General features: G+C 64.1%; 17 protein-coding genes and 1 pseudogene. 15 read left to right on the forward strand and 3 right to left on the reverse strand.

Features of this window, described 5'->3' with window-relative positions; genetic code table 11:
* The first annotated feature begins 1 nt into the window (after nt 1).
* From murD to L0962_RS13975, 10 genes are all read left to right on the forward strand, one after another.
* Entirely contained in the window at nt 2-1354 is a 1353-nt protein-coding gene (gene murD, locus L0962_RS13930; RefSeq protein ID WP_234087057.1) for a UDP-N-acetylmuramoyl-L-alanine--D-glutamate ligase, read from the forward strand.
* Nucleotides 1351-2514, forward strand: coding sequence for a putative lipid II flippase FtsW (gene ftsW, locus L0962_RS13935; protein ID WP_234087058.1), 1164 nt, complete (start codon nt 1351-1353; stop codon nt 2512-2514). Before murD ends, ftsW begins: the two co-directional genes overlap by 4 nt.
* Nucleotides 2515-2692: 178 nt before the next feature.
* Complete coding sequence (murG, locus tag L0962_RS13940; protein WP_234087059.1) at nt 2693-3751, forward strand: undecaprenyldiphospho-muramoylpentapeptide beta-N-acetylglucosaminyltransferase; 1059 nt, start codon at nt 2693-2695, stop codon at nt 3749-3751.
* On the forward strand, nt 3748-5139 hold the full coding sequence (murC, locus tag L0962_RS13945; protein WP_234087060.1) for a UDP-N-acetylmuramate--L-alanine ligase: 1392 nt from the start codon (nt 3748-3750) through the stop codon (nt 5137-5139). The genes murG and murC overlap by 4 nt, the downstream gene beginning before the upstream one ends.
* The gene (locus L0962_RS13950; protein ID WP_234087061.1) at nt 5136-6041 is read left to right on the forward strand and encodes a D-alanine--D-alanine ligase; all 906 of its coding nucleotides are present in this window, start codon (nt 5136-5138) and stop codon (nt 6039-6041) included. Before murC ends, L0962_RS13950 begins: the two co-directional genes overlap by 4 nt.
* A gap of 8 nt (nt 6042-6049) precedes the next feature.
* Nucleotides 6050-6790: a cell division protein FtsQ/DivIB gene (locus L0962_RS13955; RefSeq protein WP_234087062.1), complete on the forward strand. Its 741-nt coding sequence runs from the start codon at nt 6050-6052 to the stop codon at nt 6788-6790.
* Between the two features lie 4 nt (nt 6791-6794).
* Nucleotides 6795-8024, forward strand: a complete 1230-nt coding sequence (gene ftsA, locus L0962_RS13960; RefSeq protein ID WP_234087063.1) for a cell division protein FtsA — start codon at nt 6795-6797, stop codon at nt 8022-8024.
* A 35-nt stretch (nt 8025-8059) separates the two neighbouring features.
* Nucleotides 8060-9241 (forward strand): cell division protein FtsZ, encoded by a 1182-nt coding sequence (ftsZ, locus tag L0962_RS13965; RefSeq protein ID WP_234087064.1) that lies wholly within the window; start codon nt 8060-8062, stop codon nt 9239-9241.
* Nucleotides 9242-9328: 87 nt separating this feature from the next.
* The gene (gene lpxC, locus L0962_RS13970) at nt 9329-10243 is read left to right on the forward strand and encodes a UDP-3-O-acyl-N-acetylglucosamine deacetylase (protein ID WP_234087065.1); all 915 of its coding nucleotides are present in this window, start codon (nt 9329-9331) and stop codon (nt 10241-10243) included.
* Nucleotides 10244-10250: 7 nt separating this feature from the next.
* Nucleotides 10251-10439, forward strand: coding sequence for a hypothetical protein (locus L0962_RS13975; protein ID WP_234087066.1), 189 nt, complete (start codon nt 10251-10253; stop codon nt 10437-10439).
* Here L0962_RS13975 and L0962_RS13980 read toward each other — a convergent pair.
* A complete protein-coding gene (locus L0962_RS13980) occupies nt 10426-10860 on the reverse strand; it encodes a DciA family protein (RefSeq protein WP_234087067.1) in 435 nt (144 codons plus the stop codon). The genes L0962_RS13975 and L0962_RS13980 overlap by 14 nt on opposite strands.
* Nucleotides 10861-10875: 15 nt before the next feature.
* Between L0962_RS13980 and L0962_RS13985 the strand changes: the two genes are divergently transcribed.
* The 4 genes and pseudogenes from L0962_RS13985 to ydiK all read left to right on the forward strand — a co-directional run.
* Nucleotides 10876-11802: a M23 family metallopeptidase gene (locus L0962_RS13985; protein WP_234087068.1), complete on the forward strand. Its 927-nt coding sequence runs from the start codon at nt 10876-10878 to the stop codon at nt 11800-11802.
* Between the two features lie 94 nt (nt 11803-11896).
* On the forward strand, nt 11897-14611 hold the full coding sequence (gene secA, locus L0962_RS13990) for a preprotein translocase subunit SecA (RefSeq protein ID WP_234087069.1): 2715 nt from the start codon (nt 11897-11899) through the stop codon (nt 14609-14611).
* Between the two features lie 51 nt (nt 14612-14662).
* Nucleotides 14663-15901 (forward strand): bifunctional glutamate N-acetyltransferase/amino-acid acetyltransferase ArgJ, encoded by a 1239-nt coding sequence (gene argJ / locus L0962_RS13995; protein ID WP_234087070.1) that lies wholly within the window; start codon nt 14663-14665, stop codon nt 15899-15901.
* A gap of 10 nt (nt 15902-15911) precedes the next feature.
* Nucleotides 15912-16958: pseudogene (gene ydiK, locus L0962_RS14000) on the forward strand (AI-2E family transporter YdiK); the annotation flags it as partial.
* 12 nt (nt 16959-16970) lie between these two features.
* Here the strand turns inward: ydiK and L0962_RS14005 are convergent.
* Together L0962_RS14005 and apaG are read right to left on the reverse strand one after the other, a co-directional pair.
* Nucleotides 16971-17564 (reverse strand): class I SAM-dependent methyltransferase, encoded by a 594-nt coding sequence (locus tag L0962_RS14005; RefSeq protein WP_234087071.1) that lies wholly within the window; start codon nt 17562-17564, stop codon nt 16971-16973.
* Nucleotides 17564-17947, reverse strand: a complete 384-nt coding sequence (gene apaG, locus L0962_RS14010; RefSeq protein WP_234087072.1) for a Co2+/Mg2+ efflux protein ApaG — start codon at nt 17945-17947, stop codon at nt 17564-17566. Before apaG ends, L0962_RS14005 begins: the two co-directional genes overlap by 1 nt.
* 39 nt (nt 17948-17986) lie before the next feature.
* On the opposite strand from apaG, the gene rpe reads away from it, so the two are divergent.
* Nucleotides 17987-18688 (forward strand): ribulose-phosphate 3-epimerase, encoded by a 702-nt coding sequence (rpe, locus tag L0962_RS14015; RefSeq protein WP_234087073.1) that lies wholly within the window; start codon nt 17987-17989, stop codon nt 18686-18688.
* Nucleotides 18689-18854: the final 166 nt, after the last annotated feature.

Genomic DNA, 18854 nt, shown 5'->3' on the forward strand with positions numbered 1-18854 from the left:
CATGGATCTCAAGGGCAGACGCGTTCTGGTGATCGGACTCGGTGAGTCCGGGCTGGCGATGGCCAAGTGGCTGCATCGCCAGCAGGCCGTCGTGCGCGTTGCCGATTCGCGCGAGACGCCACCGAACGTCGAGGCCTTGCGTGCCGTCGCGCCGGCTGCCGAGCTGCTGACCGGCGAGTTCTCGTCGGCGACGTTTGCCGGTATCGAGCTCATCGCGCTGTCGCCGGGCGTGCCGAAGGCGACGCCGGCGATTGCTGCGGTCGACCTGCCGCTGATCTCCGAAATCGAGCTGTTTGCCGCCGGCGTGCGCGAGCAGGTGCCGGCGTCGCGCATCGTCGCCATTACCGGCAGCAACGGCAAGACGACGACCACGGCGTTGACCGCTCATCTGCTGAACGGCGCCGGCGTGCCGGCGATTGCCTGCGGCAACATTTCGCCGTCGGCCCTCGATGCGCTGATGGACGCGCAGGATGGCGGGACGCTGCCCACGGTCTGGGTGCTCGAACTGTCGAGTTTCCAGCTGGAAACGACGCACCGCCTGAATGCGGCGGCGGCCACTGTACTCAATGTCTCCGAGGATCATCTGGATCGTTACGACGGCAGCCTGGCCAACTATGCCGCCGCCAAGTCGCGCGTCTTCCAGGGCAAGGGCGCGATGATCCTCAACCGCGACGACGACTGGTCGATGAGCAACGGCCTGTGTGGCCGCAAGATCGTCACCTTCGGCCTCAACCCGGCGCCGCGTGCGGTCGACTACGGTTTTGACGGAAAAACCATCGTGCGCGGCAAGACCCCGCTGCTGGCGGTCGATACGCTGAAATTGTCCGGCCTGCACAACGCCGCCAACGCGATGGCCGCACTGGCCTTGTGCGAAGCCGTCGGCGTCGCGCCGGAACGTGTGCTTGGCGCCCTGCAGTCCTTCGCCGGCCTGCCGCACCGGGTCGAAACCGTGGCCGAGATCGGTGGCGTGACCTACGTCGACGATTCCAAGGGCACCAATGTCGGCGCCACGCTGGCCGCCATCGAAGGCATGGGGCGCAAGATCGCCATCGTGCTCGGCGGTGACGGCAAGGGCCAGGATTTCTCGCCGCTGAAACCGGCTTTGAAGAAACACGGTCGGGCGGTGGCGCTGATCGGCCGTGACGCCGATGCCATCGCCGCGGCGATTGCCGGCTGCGGTGTCGATAGCGAGCGCTTCGCCGACATGGCGGCGGCTGTCCGCTGGCTGGCCGGCAAGGCGAAAAAGGGCGATTGCGTGCTGCTGTCGCCGGCCTGCGCATCGCTCGACATGTATCGCAATTACGCGCATCGGGCCCAGGCTTTCGTCGACGCGGTGAAAGGACTGGCGCCATGATGCTGTCCAGCCTCGATCTGCCGCGCCGGCAGACCTCCGAAATCGACTACGCACTGCTCTGGTCGGCCCTGATCCTGCTGCTCGGCGGCATGGTGATGGTCTACTCGGCGTCGATCGCGATTGCCGAAGGCGGCCGGTTCACCAACTACCAGCCGGCCTACTACCTGATCCGTCACGGCGTTTTCCTGTGCATCGGCCTGGTTGCCGCCGCCGTCGCCTTCCAGATGCCGCTCAAGCTGTGGCAGAAATACGCCCCGTATCTGTTCATGATCGGTGTCGTGCTGCTGGCCGTCGTGTTGATCCCGGGCCTCGGGCGCGACGTGAACGGGGCCCGCCGCTGGCTGCCGCTGGGCTTTGCCAACCTGCAGCCATCCGAGCTGATGAAATTGTTCGCCGTGCTCTACGCGGCCGACTACACGGTGCGCAAGATCAACGTGATGCACGACCTCAAGCAGGCTTTCCTGCCGATGTTCGGCGCAATGGCGCTGGTCGGCATCCTGCTGCTCAAGGAGCCGGACTTCGGCGCCTTCGTCGTGATCATCTCGATCGCCATGGGCATCCTCTTCCTCGGTGGCCTCAAGGCGCGGATGTTCGCGCTGCTGATCGTCGGCCTGCTGATCGCCTTCGCGATCATGATCATCGTCTCGCCGTACCGGCGCGACCGCATCTTCGGTTTCATGGATCCGTGGGCCGACGCCTTTGGTCGCGGCTATCAGCTGTCGCACTCGCTGATCGCCTTCGGGCGCGGCGAACTGTTCGGTGTCGGCCTCGGCGCCAGCGTCGAGAAGCTGTTCTACCTGCCGGAAGCGCACACCGATTTCCTGCTCGCCGTGATCGCCGAGGAATTGGGCTTCGTCGGCGTGTTGACCGTGATCCTGCTGTTTGCGTTACTCGTCCAGCGCGCCTTCGCCATCGGCCGCCAGAGCGTCCAGCTCGACCGCCTCTACCCGGCGCTGGTGGCGATGGGTATCGGCATCTGGCTGGGCGTGCAGTCCTTCATCAACATGGGCGTCAACGTCGGCCTGCTGCCGACCAAGGGACTGACCTTGCCGCTGATGAGCTTCGGCGGCTCGGGCATCCTCGCCAACTGCGTGGCGCTGGCCATTCTGCTGCGGGTGGACTGGGAAAACAGGCAACTCATGAGAGGTGGAAAACTATGACCACGTTCGCGTTGCCTGTTTCGGCGAAGGCTAACGTGCGTAGCACGTTAAGGGCGGAGCCCGGCCGTAGCCAAAATCCGTGCTTGGCGATTTCGTCGAAGGCTAACCCGGCGCAGCCGGTGTTAAGCGCGCAGCGCGGCCGTAGACAAAACCGGCGCCTCCTGCGCGGAGGCAAGTTATGAGCAAAACCATCATGATCATGGCCGGCGGTACCGGCGGCCACATTTTCCCGGCGCTCGCCGTCGCGCACCGGATGCGCGATGCCGGCTGGCGCGTCGTCTGGCTCGGCAATCCGGAAGGGATGGAAGCGCGCCTGGTGCCGCAGCATGGCTTCGAGATGGTCTGGGTCAAATTCTCGGCCTTGCGCGGCAAGGGCTTGTTGCGCAAGCTGCTGTTGCCGGTCAATTTGTTGCGCGGTTTCTGGCAGGGTTGGCAGGCGATCCGTCAGGTTCGGCCAAACGTCGTGCTGGGCATGGGGGGGTATATCACCTTTCCGGGCGGCATGATGGCGGCGCTGACCGGCGTTCCCCTGGTACTGCACGAACAGAATTCCGTGGCCGGGCTGGCCAACAAGGTGCTGGCCGGAGTGGCCGACCGGATCGTCACGGGGTTCCCCAATGTATTCGCCAAAGGCGCATGGCTGGGCAATCCGGTGCGTCCGGAAATTGCCGCGATCCAGCCGCCGGCCGAACGCATGGCTGACCGGAACGACGCATTGCGGGTACTGGTGATCGGCGGCAGCCTCGGGGCCCAGGCGCTCAACGAAACGGTGCCGCAAGGCATGTCGCGCCTGCCGGCCGACGTCTTGCCGCAGATCGTGCATCAGGCCGGTGAAAAGCATATCGAGGCGCTGCAGGCGGCCTACGCTGCGGTCGGCGTCCAGGCGCATTGCGTGCCGTTCATCGAGGACATGGCCGGTGCCTACGAATGGGCCGACCTGGTGATCTGCCGGGCCGGCGCGCTGACCATCGCCGAACTGGCGGCGGCGGGCGTGGCCAGCATCCTGGTGCCTTACCCGCATGCGGTGGACGATCATCAGTCCGCCAATGCCAGGTTCCTGGTCAGTGTCGGTGGCGCCTTCCTGTTGCCGCAAACCGAACTGACGGCGGACAGCATTGCGCTGATCCGCAACTATACCCGCGGTCAACTGCTGGAAATGGCCGAAAAGGCCCGCAGTCTGGCCAAGCCGGATGCGACGGCCGCAGTGGCCGATCTCTGCGCGGAAATTGCCAAATGAAACACAAGGTCAAACATATCCATTTCGTCGGGGTCGGCGGTTCCGGCATGAGCGGTATTGCCGAAGTGCTGGCTCACCTCGATTATTCGATCAGCGGTTCCGATCTGGCGGCCAGCGCGACCACCCGCCGCCTCGAAGGCGAGGGCGTGCGCGTGACCATCGGCCACGCCGCGGCCAACATCGCCTCCGCCGATGCCGTGGTCGTGTCGACGGCCGTCAAAGAAGACAATCCGGAAGTCGTCGCTGCCCGCGAGCGAAAAATTCCGGTCGTGCCGCGTGCGCAGATGCTCGCCGAGTTGATGCGCCTGCGCCGCGGCATCGCCATCGCCGGCACCCATGGCAAGACCACCACCACCAGCCTGATCACCAGCATACTGGCCGAAGGCGGCATCGACCCGACCTTCGTCATCGGCGGCCGGCTCAACGCCGCCGGTGCCAATGCCCGGCTGGGCAGCGGCGAGTTCATCGTCGCCGAAGCCGACGAATCGGACGCCTCCTTCCTGTTCCTGTCGCCGGTCATCTCGGTGGTCACCAACATCGATGCCGACCACATGGAAACCTACGGCCACGATTTCGAGCGGCTCAAGGGCGCCTTTGTCGATTTCCTCAATCGCTTGCCGTTTTACGGCGTTGCCGTGCTGTGTAACGAGGATCCGAACGTGCGGGCGATCATGCCGCGGGTCAACAAGCAGATCATCACTTACGGCCTGACCCCGGATTGCAATTTTTACGCCGAGAACATCGTCGCCGATGCCGGTCAGATGCGTTTCGACTGTGTCCGGGTCAACGGCAGCACCTCGCGCCTGCCCATCGTGCTGAACACGCCGGGCCTGCATAACGTGCTCAACGCGCTGGCGGCGATTGCCGTGGCGACCGAGGTGCAGGTTGCCGATGCAGCCATCATCAAGGCGCTTGCCGAGTTCAAGGGCGTCGGTCGTCGCTTCCAGCGCTACGGCGAAGTTGCGCTACCGGCTGGCGGCAGTTTCACGCTGGTTGACGACTACGGTCATCACCCGGTCGAAATGGCGGCGACACTGGCCGCGGCGCGCGGTGCCTTTCCCGGACGCCGGCTGCTGCTGGCCTTCCAGCCGCACCGTTACACGCGGACGCGTGACTGCTTCGAGGACTTCGTCAAGGTGCTGTCCACGGTCGACGCACTTTGCCTGGCAGAAATCTACGCCGCCGGCGAAGCGCCGATCGTCGCCGCCGACGGCCGTTCGCTGGCACGCGCGTTGCGCGTGGCCGGCAAGGTCGAGCCGGTGTTCGTCGAGGATGTCGCGGCGATGCCGCAAACGATTCTGGAGGTCGCCCGCGATGGCGACGTGGTTCTGACCATGGGCGCCGGTTCGATCGGTGCGGTGCCCGGCAAGCTGGTGGAAGGCAAATGAGCGGGTTCGGCAAGGTCGCAGTGTTGTTCGGCGGAACTTCTGCCGAACGCGAGGTTTCCCTGAACAGCGGCGGGCGGGTGCTGGCCGCCCTGCTGGGCCAGGGTGTGGATGCTCATCCCTTCGACCCGGCCGATCAGCCGCTTGACGCGCTGAAGGGCTATGACCGGGCGTTCATCGCGCTGCACGGGCGTCATGGCGAGGACGGCACGATCCAGGGGGCGCTCGAGGTCATGCACATTCCCTATACCGGCTCCGGCGTGCTGGCCTCGGCACTGGCCATGGACAAGTTTCGCACCAAGCTGATGTGGCAGGCGGCGGGCCTGCCGATTCCCGATTACGCCGTGCTTGAGGCCGACAGCGATTTCAGCGCGATCGAGGCCCGTCTGGGTCTGCCGCTGTTCGTCAAACCGGCGCGCGAGGGCTCGTCGATCGGTGTGACCAAGGTCAAGCAGCCCGGTGAACTGAAGGCCGCCTATCTTGAAGCAGCCCGCCATGATCCGCTGGTGATCGCCGAACAGGGCGTGCTCGGCGGCGAATACACGGTGGGTATCGTCGGTGACGAAGTCCTGCCGATCATCAAGATCGAGCCGGCGACCGAATGGTACGACTACGAGGCCAAGTACAACCGCGACGATACCCGTTACCTGTGTCCCTGCGGGCTGCCGGAAAGTCGCGAACTGGCGATCCGCAAGCAGGCGCTGGAGGCGTTTCGCGTCCTCGGTGGGCGCGGCTGGGGGCGCGTCGACTTCCTGATGGATGCCGACGGCAATCACTACTTCCTCGAGGTGAATACCGCGCCGGGCATGACCGATCACTCGCTGGTGCCGATGGGCGCGCGAGTGGCCGGCATGGATTACCCGTCGCTGGTGCGACGCGTCCTCGAACTGGCGACGAACGACTGAGACGATGAATGTGGCACAAACCGCAACTGCTGACCGCGATCGCCGACCTGCTGGTGCTGGTGGCATCGGCCGCCCTGCTGGCGGCGGGTGCTGTCTGGCTGGTTCGGGTGCCGTCGTTGCCGGTCAGGCAGGTGCAGTTCGTCGAGCCGCTGGCGCATACCCGGCGCGGCGAGATCGAGCAGGTGCTGCCATCGGCCTTGCGCGGGAATTTCTTCAGTCTGGATCTGGAAGCGGTACGTGTGGCGCTCGAGCAACTGCCCTGGGTGCGCAAGGTGCAGGTACGCCGGGTCTGGCCGGCGACGCTGGAAATCGCCGTCGAGGAGCATCGGCCGCAGGCGCGCTGGGGCGAGGGACGGGCAGAACTGGTCAACAGCCATGGCGAGGTGTTCGCTGCACTGATGCCGGATGCCGAGATGGCGCGCCTGCCGTTGCTCGACGGTCCGGCCGGCACGTCGCGCGAAGTGATGGAGCGCTTTGCGCAGTTTTCGTCCCTGTTCGCGCGAGTCAGCCAGCGGCCGGTCGAATTGGTGCTGTCGCCGCGTCTGGCCTGGCAGTTGCGCCTGGAGAACGGCATGCGCATCGAGATCGGCCGGGAGAACGCCAGGTCTGCGGTCGACGCGCGGCTGTCCCGATTTATCGAGGTCTATCCGCAGACGGTGGGAAATTTGCCGGTTCGACCGGCAGTGGTCGATTTGAGATATCCGAACGGTTTCGCGATGAAGGTCGTGGGCGAGGGGAAGGGAAAGTAAGGCTATGAGCAGGGACAACAAGGATCTGATTGTCGGTCTGGATATCGGGACGTCGAAGATCGTCGCGCTGGTCGCCGACCTTGACCAGGAAGGGCGGCTCAGCGTGATCGGCATGGGCTCCCAGGATTCGCGCGGGCTGAAGAAGGGCGTGGTGGTCAACATCGAGGAAACGGTGCACACGATCAGCCGCGTCATCCAGGAAGTCGAGCTGATGGCCGACTGCAAGGTGGGCAACGTCTACACGGGGATCGCCGGCAGTCATATCAAGAGCTTCAATTCAAACGGCATGGTCGCGATCAAGGACAAGGAAGTCACCCAGGCCGACGTCGAGCGGGTGATCGAGACGGCGCGGGCGATGCCCATCCCGGCTGACCAGGAAATCCTGCACATCCTGACGCAGGAATTCGTCATCGACGGCCAGGACGGCATCCGCGAGCCGATCGGCATGAGCGGCATGCGTCTCGAGGTGAAGACGCACATCGTCACCGGCGCCGTCTCGGCCGCCCAGAACATCGTCAAGTGCGTGCGCCGCTGCGGCCTGGAAGTGAACGACCTGGTGCTGCAGCCGCTGGCCTCCAGCTACGCCGTGCTCTCGGAAGACGAGAAGGATCTCGGCGTCTGCCTGATCGACATCGGCGGCGGCACCACCGACATCGCCGTGTGGACGCAGGGCGCGATCCGCCACACCTCGGTGATTCCGATTGCCGGCGACCAGATCACCAACGACATCGCGATGGCGCTGCGCACGCCGACCCGCGAAGCCGAAGACATCAAGTGCAAATACGGCTGCGCGCTGGCGCAACTCGCCGACATTTCGGAAAACCTCGACGTTGCCGGGGTCGACGACCGGCCGAGCCGAAAATTGAGCCGTCGGGCGCTGGCCGACGTGATTCAGCCGCGCGTCGAGGAGCTCTACGAACTGATCCAGAACGAACTGCGTCGCGCCGGCTTCGAGGAGGTTTTGTCCTCCGGCATCGTGTTGACCGGCGGAGCCAGCGTGATGCCGGGCATGGTCGAGCTCGGCGAGGAAATCTTTCACATGCCGGTTCGTCTGGGCAATCCGAAATACGGCGGCAGCCTGTCGGATGTCGTGCAGAACCCGCGCTTCTCGACGGCCTTCGGGTTGTTGCTGGAAGCCCAGGCACAGCGCAAGCGCGGCCAGAAGATTCAGGAGAAGCAAGGCATCAAGGATGTCTTCTCCAGCATGAAGCAATGGTTTTCCAAGAATTTCTGATTTGTTTTTGAACGGTTTTTTCAGAGGAGGTAGTCATGTTTGAGATCATCGAGAAGGACGAGGATGTCGGCACCATCATCAAGGTGTTCGGCGTGGGTGGTGCCGGTGGCAATGCCATCGAGCACATGATTCGCGAAGGCGTGAATGGCGTCGAATTCATCGCCGCCAATACCGATGCGCAGGCGCTGTCGCGCAATGCGGCATCGACCAAGCTGTCGCTCGGCAAGACCGGTCTCGGTGCCGGTGCCAAGCCGGAAGCCGGCAAGATGGCGGCCGATGCCCATCGCGAAGAAATCCGCGCGACGCTGGAAGGCGCCCACATGGCCTTCATCACCGCCGGCATGGGCGGCGGCACGGGCACCGGCGCGGCACCGGTGGTCGCCGAGATCGCCCGTGAAATGGGTATCCTGACCGTTGGCGTGGTGACCAAGCCGTTCAGCTTCGAAGGCGGCAAGCGGATGAAGTCGGCGGAAGCCGGCATCGCCGAATTTTCCAAGCATGTCGATTCGCTGATCGTCATCCTCAATGACAAGCTGATGGAAGTCATGGGCGACGACGCCGATGTCGACGATTGCTTCAAGGCGGCCGACGACGTGCTCAAGAACGCGGTCGGCGGCATCGCCGAAATCATTACCTACCCGGGCCTGGTCAACGTCGACTTCGAAGACGTGCGCACGGTGATGGGCGAGATGGGCCGCGCCATGATGGGTTCTGCCGCCGCCAGCGGCGTTGACCGTGCGCGCATCGCCGCCGAGCAGGCCGTTGCTTCGCCGCTGCTGGAAGGCGTCAATCTGTCCGGCGCGCGCGGCGTGCTGGTCAACATCACCGCCGCCAAGGGCAACCTGAAGATGAAGGAAGTCAACGAGGTGATGAACACCGTCAAGGCATTTGCCGCCGAAGACGCCCACATCATCTTCGGTGCGGTCTACGACGAATTGATGGGCGATGGGCTGCGCGTCACCGTCGTCGCCACCGGCCTCGGCCAGGCAGCTGCCAGACGTCAGACCTTCGAAGTGATCAACACCCCGATCGTCGAAGCGGTGGCCACCGGCACGCATGATGCCGTCGCCTTCAACAGTGGTCCGGCCATCGACTACAACCAGATCGCCGATGTACCGGCCGTGGTGCGCAAGCGCAACGTCACCGTCGAGGCGCTGGCCAACAGCGGAGTCGATCGTTACGACATCCCGGCTTTCCTGCGCAAGCAGGCGGATTAAGTCGTAACAAGCGCTTTCTCTGAAAAAGGGCGGTTGCGCATTGTGCTACAATGCGCAACCTTCCCCAATCGATCAATGACTTAGCCCATGCTCAAGCAACGTACGCTGAAGACTGTCATCCGCGCCTCGGGCGTCGGACTGCACGGTGGCGTCAAGGTCAACATGACCCTGCGGCCCGCCGCGCCGGATACCGGCATCGTCTTCCGTCGCGTCGATCTGCCCGAACCGGTGGATATTCCGGCCCAGGCCTTCCTGATCGGCGATACGCGCATGTGTTCCTGTCTCGAAAAGGACGGGGTCAAGGTCGGCACCATCGAACACCTGATGTCCGCGCTGTGCGGCCTGGGGATCGACAATGCCTGGATCGATCTCGATGCGCCCGAGGTGCCCATCCTCGACGGGTCCGCATCGCCCTTCGTGTTCCTGATCCAGTCGGCAGGCATCGAAGAACAGAACGCCGCCAAGAAATTCATTCGCGTCACGCAGCCGATCGAGGTGCGTGACGGTGACAAATGGGCCCGTTTTACGCCGTACGAAGGTTACAAACTGGCCTTTTCCATCGTTTTCAACCATCCGGCCATCGACAAGTCCGCCCAGCAGGCGGAAATCGATTTTGCCGAACAGTCCTACGTCCGCGAAGTATCGCGGGCGCGTACCTTCGGTTTCATGCAGGAAGTCGAGTACCTGCGCGAGAACGGGCTGGCGCTCGGCGGCGGTCTCGAGAACGCCATCGTGCTCGACGAGTTCCGTGTGCTGAATCAGGATGGCCTTCGCTACGGCGACGAGTTCGTCAAGCACAAGATCCTCGATGCCGTCGGCGACCTCTATCTGCTCGGCCATCCCTTGCTGGCGGCTTACGCGTCGCACAAGGGCGGGCATGCGCTGAACAACCAGCTGGCCAGGACCCTGCTCGAACGCAAGGAGGCCTGGGAGCTGGTCAGTTTCGAGGCGCCGGATACGGCGCCGCAGGGCGTGACCCGCTGGCTGGCCCAGGCCGCCTGACTCCCCCATGTGGCTGTTGCGACTGCTGGCCGTCCTGCTGGTCGTGGCCATCGGCGTCTGTCTGATCGTCTACGCTTTTACCGGGCGTCGCGATTATCTGCGCGTCGCCGGCCGGCTGTTTCGTTACGGTCTACTATTTGCCTTGGGTATTTTTGCGCTGATGTTCATCGAGCGCCTGGCGATCATTCCGATCTAGCGGAACGCTGCAACAAGGTGTCGAGCGCGTGGCGCAACGGGCCTTTTGGCAGCGCTTCCACGGTCGACCGCAAAATTCCGGCGGTTTTCCCGGACAAGGGCTTGAGTGTCGAAGTCATTGATCGGAAAGGTAATTGTTTCGGTTGAACTTTTACTTCGATCTCGTTACACTCGCAGCCTTCAAACGATAATCTGTCACAAAGTCTCCGGCTGAGCTGTCTGAGCTTTGCGGCAACCGCGCCGTTCTCGGCGTGGATGATCAGCGTTCCGGCCCGGTAGTTGGCGACATGTGCAGCTTCGCGCAACCCACCTGGGGCGATTTCGTGGAAACGACCGGAGAGCTTGGTCAGAAGTCGGGCGTGCGCCATCAGCCGGCCAGTATTGGCGTCGGTATTCAGATAGTGCTCGGGGGCTCGATACATGGAGTGGGAGGTTCTGTGCAGATCATTCTTGTTTCGCGCCACCTGAAGGCGGCACGCACGATCACCATTATGCCCCGGCACCTGCTGGCTGTGGCAGCCTTGTTTCTGTCGGCCGTCCTGGTGACGGCACTGCTCTTCTCCTGGCTTTCCCTGTACTGGCGTTTGCCGGTTGTCGAGGATGCCCTGCTGGCCATTCAGCAGCGCCAGACCCGCGAGACGCGCGATTTCATCACCAACAACCTGCAGATGATGGCCACCCGGTTGGGGGAGCTGCAGGGACGCGTGATCCAGCTGGATACGCAAAGCGCGCATCTGTCGGACGTGGCCGGGGTCAAGCGGGACAAGGAGCGGTCTGTGCCGGCTGTCGAGCCCGGGCGGGGCGGCCCTTTCCTGCCGGTATCCATGTCGGCAAGCGAGTTGTATCAGGAAATCGAGCGTCTGTCCGGCGATGTCGACCGGCGGGCCGACGAACTGGCCTTGCTTGAATTCAAGATTCTCGAGAAGCGCGTACAGGATCGCCTGATGCCGACGACCCTGCCGGTCAAGGAAGCCTTGATCGGCTCCGGCTTCGGTTTTCGCAGCGATCCGTTTTCCGGCGTCAAGTCGCGCCACGACGGCCTCGATTTTTCCGCGCCCAGCGGCACACCGGTCTATGCGGCGGCCGATGGTGTCGTGCTTGAAGCGACATTTCATCCGGAGTTCGGCAATGTCGTCGATGTCGATCATGGTGAAGGCCTGATGTCGCGTTATGCCCACCTGACCGAATACAGTGTCAAGGTGGGGCAGTTGATCCGGCGGGGCGAGCGGCTGGGCAGTGTCGGGACGACCGGGCGGTCGACCGGCCCGCATCTCCATTTCGAAGTGCGGATGCTGGGTGTTCCGCAGAACCCGGCGGCTTTCCTCAAGCGCAGCGAAGAGTTCGCAAGCTTGCAGCGCCGCTGATTGCCCAGTTTGTTTCGGGCTGCCGGGTGGGGGCGTCGGCGCATGCTAGAATCCCTTTCCTTTTGCATTGCCTGCGCAGCTCATTCACATCGCGATGATTTCCGGCCTACTCAAAAAAGTTTTCGGCAGCCGTAACGACCGGCTGATCAAGCAGTATTCCCAGACCGTCAAGCGCATCAATGCGCTGGAGCCGCAGATTTCGGCGCTGAGCGACGAACAGTTGCAGGCCAAGACGCCGGAGTTCCGGCAGCGCCACGCGGCCGGCGAATCGCTGGACGACCTGTTGCCCGAAGCCTTTGCGGTGGTTCGCGAAGCCAGCAAGCGCGTTCTCGGCATGCGTCACTTCGACGTGCAGATGATCGGCGGCATGGTGCTGCACTACGGCAAAATCGCCGAAATGCGTACCGGCGAAGGCAAGACGCTGGTGGCAACGCTACCGTCCTACCTCAATGCGATTTCCGGCAAGGGCGTGCACGTGATCACCGTGAACGATTACCTGGCCAGTCGCGATGCCGAGTGGATGGGCAGATTGCACCGTTTCCTCGGGTTGACCGTCGGCATCAACCTGTCGCAGATGGATCACGAGGCCAAACAGGCTGCTTACGCCGCAGACATCACCTACGGCACCAACAACGAATTCGGTTTCGACTATCTGCGCGACAATATGGTCTATGCCGCGCAGCAGCGCGTCCAGCGCAGCCTGAACTATGCCATCGTCGACGAAGTCGATTCGATCCTGATCGACGAAGCCCGGACGCCGCTGATCATTTCCGGCCAGGCCGACGACCATACCGATCTTTATCAGCGGATGAAAGCGGTCGTGCCGCAGTTGAGCCGTGCCCAGGAAGAAAACGGCGCGGGCGATTACTGGGTCGACGAAAAGGCCCATCAGGTGCATCTGTCGGAGGCCGGCTATGAGCATGCCGAACAGTTGCTTGCGGCGGCGGGTCTGCTGGCCGAAGGCAGCAGCCTGTACGATGCGGCCAACATCCTGCTGATGCACCACCTGAATGCCGCCCTGCGTGCGCTGACCTTGTTCCACAAGGACCAGCACTATGTCGTGCAGAATGGCGAAGTGGTCATCGTCGACGAGTTCACCGGCCGCCTGATGACCGGCCGCCGCTGGTCGGACGGACTGCACCAGGCTGTCGAGGCCAAGGAAGGCGTGGCCATTCAGGCCGAGAACCAGACGCTGGCCTCGATCACCTTCCAGAATTATTTCCGCATGTACGGCAAGCTGGCCGGCATGACCGGCACGGCCGACACCGAAGCCTACGAATTCCAGCAGATCTACGGCCTGGAAACCGTCGTCATCCCGACCAACCGTCCGATGTCGCGCAAGGACATGAACGATCTGGTCTACAAAACTGCCGACGAGAAGAACGCGGCGATCATTGCCGACATCCGGGCCTGCCACGAGCGCGGCCAACCGGTGCTGGTCGGCACGACTTCGATCGAAAGTTCGGAGTTGCTGTCGCATCTGCTCGACCAGGCGAAGTTGTCGCACCAGGTGCTCAATGCCAAGCAGCACGCCCGGGAAGCGGAAATCGTCGCTCAGGCCGGTCGACCGGGGATGATCACCATCGCCACCAACATGGCCGGTCGGGGTACCGATATCGTGCTCGGCGGCAACGTCGAAAAGCTGCTCGATGCCGTCCGTACCGACGAATCGCTCAGCCCGGAGGCGCGCGAGGCCAGGCTGGCCGAGATGAAGGCCGAATGGCAGACGGTGCACGAGGCGGTGCTCGCCGCCGGCGGTCTGCACATCATCGGCTCCGAACGCCACGAATCGCGCCGCATCGACAACCAGTTGCGCGGTCGTGCCGGCCGTCAGGGCGATGCCGGTTCGTCGCGTTTCTACCTGTGCCTGGACGACCCGTTGCTGCGCATTTTTGCCGGTGAGCGGTTGCGGACCATCATGGACAAGCTGAAGATGCCGGAAGGCGAGGCCATCGAGCATCCGCTCGTCACCCGTTCGCTGGAATCGGCGCAGCGCAAGGTCGAAGCCCGCAACTTCGACATCCGCAAGCAACTGCTCGAATACGACGACGTCGCCAACGATCAGCGCAAGGTCATCTATCAGCAGCGCAACGAACTGCTGGAAAGCGAGGACATTGCCGAGACCATCGCTGCAATGCGGCAAAGCGTGATCGCCGAGATCTTCCGTCAGCACGTGCCCGAAGAGTCTGTCGACGAGCAGTGGGACATGGAAGGCCTGCAGCGCGAACTGGCCGCCGAGTTGCTGATCGACGCGCCGGTCGCACAATGGTTCAAGGATGAACCGACCCTGTCGGACGAGGATATCCTGGCTCGCATCCTGGCCCAGGCCGACGCTGCCTACTTGGCCAAGGTCGAACTGGTCGGCGAGGTCACCTTCCGGCAGTTCGAGCGCAACGTCATGCTGCAGAGCCTCGACAGCCACTGGCGCGAGCACCTGGCGGCGCTCGACCACCTGCGCCAGGGCATTCATCTGCGCGGTTACGCGCAGAAGAACCCCAAGCAGGAATACAAGCGCGAAGCTTTCGAACTGTTCGAAAACCTGCTCAATCTGGTGCGCAAGGAAGTCACGCGCGTCGTCTTCACCGTGCAGATCCGTTCGCCGGAAGATGTCGAGGAAACTGCGCCGCATGCCGACATGCAGAACGTCAAATACCAGCACGCCGATTACGACGAAGCGCTGGGCGACGAGCCGGACGACGGCGATGCGACCCAGCAACCGGTCCAGAACGGGCCGAAAGTCGGTCGCAACGATCCCTGTCCCTGCGGCAGCGGCAAGAAATACAAGCACTGCCACGGCAAGCTTTCCTGATCCCCGAACAAGGCACCCCGGCGGTGCCTTGATGCTATTGGAGCCCCCGACATGCCCGTCAACTACGCCACGCCTTCTCCCGATCAATTGCTGCCGGTTGCCGGTGTCCGTCTCGGCGTTGCCGAAGCGGAAATCCGCAAGAAAAACCGGCGCGATCTGACCCTGCTGGCGCTCGACGCCGGCAGCACGGTGGCCGGCGTATTCACGCAGAACCGCTTCTGCGCCGCGCCGGTCCAGTTGTGCCGCCAGCATCTGGCCGCCGGCAAGGGCATTCGCGCGCTGGTCATCAATACCGGCATCGCCAACGCCGGCACCGGTGAGCCCGGACGTCTGGCCGCCCAGGAGACCTGCGATGCGGTGGCCGCGTTGCTCGGCATCGGCGCCGATCAGGTGCTGCCGTTCTCGACCGGCGTGATTCTCGAGCCGCTGCCGGTTGACCGCATCAAGGCCGGCTTGCCGGCGGCGCAGGCCAATCTCGGCGAGAACAACTGGCATGCCGCGGCGCACGCGATCATGACCACCGACACCGTGGCCAAGGCGGCTTCGCGCACGCTTGCGGTCGACGGCAAAAAAATCACGATTTCCGGTATTTCCAAGGGCGCCGGCATGATCAAGCCGAACATGGCGACCATGCTCGGCTTCGTCGCCACCGACGCCGGCATTGCCCAGCCGTTGCTCGACGAACTGGTCCGGGAAGCTGCCGACGCGTCGTTCAACTGCATTACCGTCGATGGCGACACGTCGACCAACGATTCCTTCGTGATGATCGCCTCCGGCGCCTCCGGCGCGAGTTTCTCCGATGCTGGCGACGCCGGCTGGGCCGAGGTCAAGGCGGCAATCATCGGCGTCTCGGTCGAGCTGGCGCAGGCCATCGTGCGCGACGGCGAAGGTGCGACCAAGTTCATCAGCATCGATGTCCAGGGCGGTCGCGATCGGGAGGAGTGCCGCAAGGTCGGTTACGCGATCGGCCATTCGCCGCTGGTCAAGACCGCCTTCTTCGCCTCCGATCCCAATCTTGGTCGCATCCTGGCGGCCATCGGCTATGCCGGCATCGCCGACCTCGACGTCGACGGCGTGCGCGTCTGGCTGTCCAGCGGCGACGACCAGGTGCTGGTCGCCGAGCGGGGTGGTCGGGCCGCCGCTTATCGCGAGGAAGACGGCGCCCGGGTAATGGCCCAGGCGGAGATCGGCGTGCGGGTCGACCTCGGGCGCGGTGATGCGGCTGCCAGTGTTTACACCTGCGATTTCTCGTACGACTACGTCAAGATCAACGCCGATTATCGTTCCTGAGCTTCGTGGCATGCGCGATATCCACCGCGACCTGACCCGCAACACCCTGGCCATCGTCGTTGTGCTCGGCCTGGCCGGGCTGTCGCTTTGGGTATTGCGTCCCTTCCTGGCGGCCGGCGTCTGGGCGGCGATGATCGTCGTCGCCACCTGGCCGCTGTTGCTCGCACTGGAAAAACGTTTCGGCGGCCGTCGCGTGCCGGCCATCGCGTTGCTGGCCCTCGGCATGCTGTGCCTGATGGTGCTGCCGCTGTGGCTGGCCGTCGATACCATTTCCGATCATGCCGACCTGTTGACCGCAACCGCCGATCAGCTTGCGCATGGCGCCCTGCCGACGCCACCGGCCTGGGTGGCGGCATTGCCGCTGGTCGGTGACAGCCTGTCCGGTCTGTGGTCGCAACTGGCTGCTGGTGGACCGGCCGGTATCGTCGCGAAACTGACGCCTTATGCCGCTGATACCGGAAAGTGGGTGCTCGCTCAGGTTGGCGGTATCGGTGGCATGCTGGTGCAGTGCCTGCTCGTCGTCACCCTTGCGGCGATCATGTATGCCGGTGGCGAGGACGCGGCGCGCCAGGTGCGCCGTTTCGGCCGCCGGCTGGCCGGCGGGCGCGGCGAGAATGTGGTGATCCTGGCCGGTCAGGCGATTCGCGGTGTGGCGCTCGGCGTCGGTGTCACCGCGCTGGTGCAGACCTTGCTCGGCGGCCTGGGGCTGGCGGTTGCCGGCATTCCGCTGGCCGGCCTGCTGTCCGCCGTGTTGTTGATGCTGTGCATCGCCCAGGTCGGTCCTCTGCCGGTCCTGCTGCCGGCCGCCGGCTGGCTGCTCTGGTCGGGCGACACCGGCTGGGCGGTTTTTCTCGGCGTATGGAGCCTGCTGGTCGCCGGGCTGGACAACTTCCTGCGGCCGATACTGATTCGCCGCGGCGCCGATCTTCCCTTGTTGCTGATCTTTGCCGGCGTGATCGGCGGCATGCTCGGTTTCGGCCTGATCGGCATCTTCGTCGGCCCGGTGGTGCTGGCCGTGACCTGGACGCTGCTGCAGGCCTGGGTGGCCGATGCGCTGGGCGATGCCGATTCAGTAACGGCGCAAGCGGATCTGGCGGAACCAGCCGCCGGCGAGGGCGGGGCGGTCGTCGACGCGCTCCAGTCCGGTAACCTCGTCGAGCAGGTCCTCGAAAACCACATCGAGCCGGGTGGCGATACGCCGCGCTAGCGGATTGAGCAGGCGGCGCAACAGTGCGGCCTGGCCGCGCTGCAGGAACTTGTCGAGGATCAGCGCTTCGCCGCCGGGTTTCAGCACGCGGCCGATCTCGGCCAGGCAGCGCGCCGGCTGCGGTACGACAGCCAGGATCAGGTGGGCGACGACGCCGTCGAAGCTGGCGTCGGCGAAGGGCAGTCGGTGCACATCGCCCTGCACGGCCTGGAAATCCAGGTTGCGGGTGCGCGGCAAGGCCCGGCGCAGCATTGCGCCGGTCAGGTCCAGGCCGACGTAGCGATGGCGCTGTGGCAGGTGCGGCAAGTCCAGTCCGGTGCCGATGCCGGCGAGCAGGATGCGTCCCGCCTGGCGGGGGAGTTGCGCGAGACTGTTGCGCCGGATTTGCCGCGTTGCCCGGTCGACCGCAAGATCGTAGACCGGCGCGAGCAGCGTGTAGCTGCGGCGCAGGCTCATCAGTGCAGGACGCGCGGGATGGCGAGCACGAATTCCGGAATTTCGGCATCGAAATGCGTGCCGTCCTCGGCCACCATCTGATAGCTGCCCTTCATCGTGCCGACCGGCGTGTCGAGCGCCGAGCCGCTGGTGTACTCATAGCTTTCGCCGGGGCGCAGCAGCGGTTGCTGGCCGACCACGCCGAGGCCGCGGACTTCCTGCACCCGATGCTTGCCGTCGGTGATGATCCAGTGCCGCGACACCAGTTGCGCGGCAACGCTGCCGCGGTTGCGGATGGTGATCGTGTAGGCGAACACGTAGCGGTCGTTGTCGGGATCGGATTGCTCGGGGATGAAACGGGGAACCGGGATGATTTCGATACGGTACTTGTCGGGGTCGGTCATGGGATAATCGGCTTTTCGCTTTTTTGTTAGGGAAACATCATGTCCAGCAGGGATTTCGTCATCGCGCCGAGCATTCTGTCCGCCAATTTCGCCAAGCTTGGCGAGGAAGTGGCCAACGTCATTGCAGCGGGCGCCGACTGGATTCACTTCGACGTGATGGACAACCATTATGTTCCCAATCTGACCATCGGCCCACTGGTCTGCGAAGCGATCCGCCCGTGTACGACGGCGCCGATCGACGTCCACCTGATGGTCAAGCCGGTCGACCGCATCATCCCCGATTTCATCAAGGCCGGCGCCAATATCATCACCTTTCACCCGGAAGCCTCCGAACACATCGACCGCAGCCTGTCGCTGATCCGTGATGGCGGTTGCCAGGCTGGCCTGGTGTTCAACCCGGCGACCCCGTTGCACCACCTCGATTACGTGCTCGACAAGATCGACGTCGTGCTGCTGATGAGCGTCAACCCCGGATTCGGCGGCCAGAAGTTCATCCCGGCGACGCTGGCCAAGGCGCGTCAGGCACGGGCCAGGCTGGACGACTATGCCCAGCGCAGCGGCCGACGTATCCGCCTGGAGATCGATGGTGGGGTCAACCCGGCCAACATCGCCGAAATCGCCGCTGCCGGCGTCGACACCTTCGTTGCTGGTTCGGCGGTCTATGGTGCCGGCAAGGATGGCGATCCGCATCGCTACGATTCGATCATCGCCAGCCTGCGCAGCGAGCTGGCAAAAGTCTGACGTACCGCAGGTGGACAGTCGCTCCGGGCTTGGGCTAACATGCCGGCAGACCGTCCTCCCGGGCGTTCATCCCTCTCAAGACCTCCTGAACAAATGACGGTATTGCGCAACTGGAATCTGTGGCTCGGCTGGCGCCTCTGGCGTCCGTAACCTCCTGCCCGTCTTG

It is taken from the genome of Azonexus sp. R2A61 (assembly GCF_021401135.1).
Lineage (GTDB): Bacteria > Pseudomonadota > Gammaproteobacteria > Burkholderiales > Rhodocyclaceae > Azonexus.

Coding starts and splice junctions, on each gene's coding strand:
- ftsA (WP_234087063.1), top strand. CDS start 6,795: ATGAGCAGGGACAACAAGGATCTGATTGTCGGTCTGGATATCGGGACG.
- L0962_RS13975 (WP_234087066.1), top strand. CDS start 10,251: ATGTGGCTGTTGCGACTGCTGGCCGTCCTGCTGGTCGTGGCCATCGGC.
- secA (WP_234087069.1), top strand. CDS start 11,897: ATGATTTCCGGCCTACTCAAAAAAGTTTTCGGCAGCCGTAACGACCGG.
- murD (WP_234087057.1), top strand. CDS start 2: ATGGATCTCAAGGGCAGACGCGTTCTGGTGATCGGACTCGGTGAGTCC.
- apaG (WP_234087072.1), bottom strand. CDS start 17,947: ATGACCGACCCCGACAAGTACCGTATCGAAATCATCCCGGTTCCCCGT.
- ftsZ (WP_234087064.1), top strand. CDS start 8,060: ATGTTTGAGATCATCGAGAAGGACGAGGATGTCGGCACCATCATCAAG.
- ftsW (WP_234087058.1), top strand. CDS start 1,351: ATGATGCTGTCCAGCCTCGATCTGCCGCGCCGGCAGACCTCCGAAATC.
- argJ (WP_234087070.1), top strand. CDS start 14,663: ATGCCCGTCAACTACGCCACGCCTTCTCCCGATCAATTGCTGCCGGTT.
- L0962_RS13950 (WP_234087061.1), top strand. CDS start 5,136: ATGAGCGGGTTCGGCAAGGTCGCAGTGTTGTTCGGCGGAACTTCTGCC.
- murC (WP_234087060.1), top strand. CDS start 3,748: ATGAAACACAAGGTCAAACATATCCATTTCGTCGGGGTCGGCGGTTCC.
- L0962_RS13980 (WP_234087067.1), bottom strand. CDS start 10,860: ATGTATCGAGCCCCCGAGCACTATCTGAATACCGACGCCAATACTGGC.
- lpxC (WP_234087065.1), top strand. CDS start 9,329: ATGCTCAAGCAACGTACGCTGAAGACTGTCATCCGCGCCTCGGGCGTC.
- rpe (WP_234087073.1), top strand. CDS start 17,987: ATGTCCAGCAGGGATTTCGTCATCGCGCCGAGCATTCTGTCCGCCAAT.
- L0962_RS13955 (WP_234087062.1), top strand. CDS start 6,050: ATGTGGCACAAACCGCAACTGCTGACCGCGATCGCCGACCTGCTGGTG.
- L0962_RS14005 (WP_234087071.1), bottom strand. CDS start 17,564: ATGAGCCTGCGCCGCAGCTACACGCTGCTCGCGCCGGTCTACGATCTT.
- murG (WP_234087059.1), top strand. CDS start 2,693: ATGAGCAAAACCATCATGATCATGGCCGGCGGTACCGGCGGCCACATT.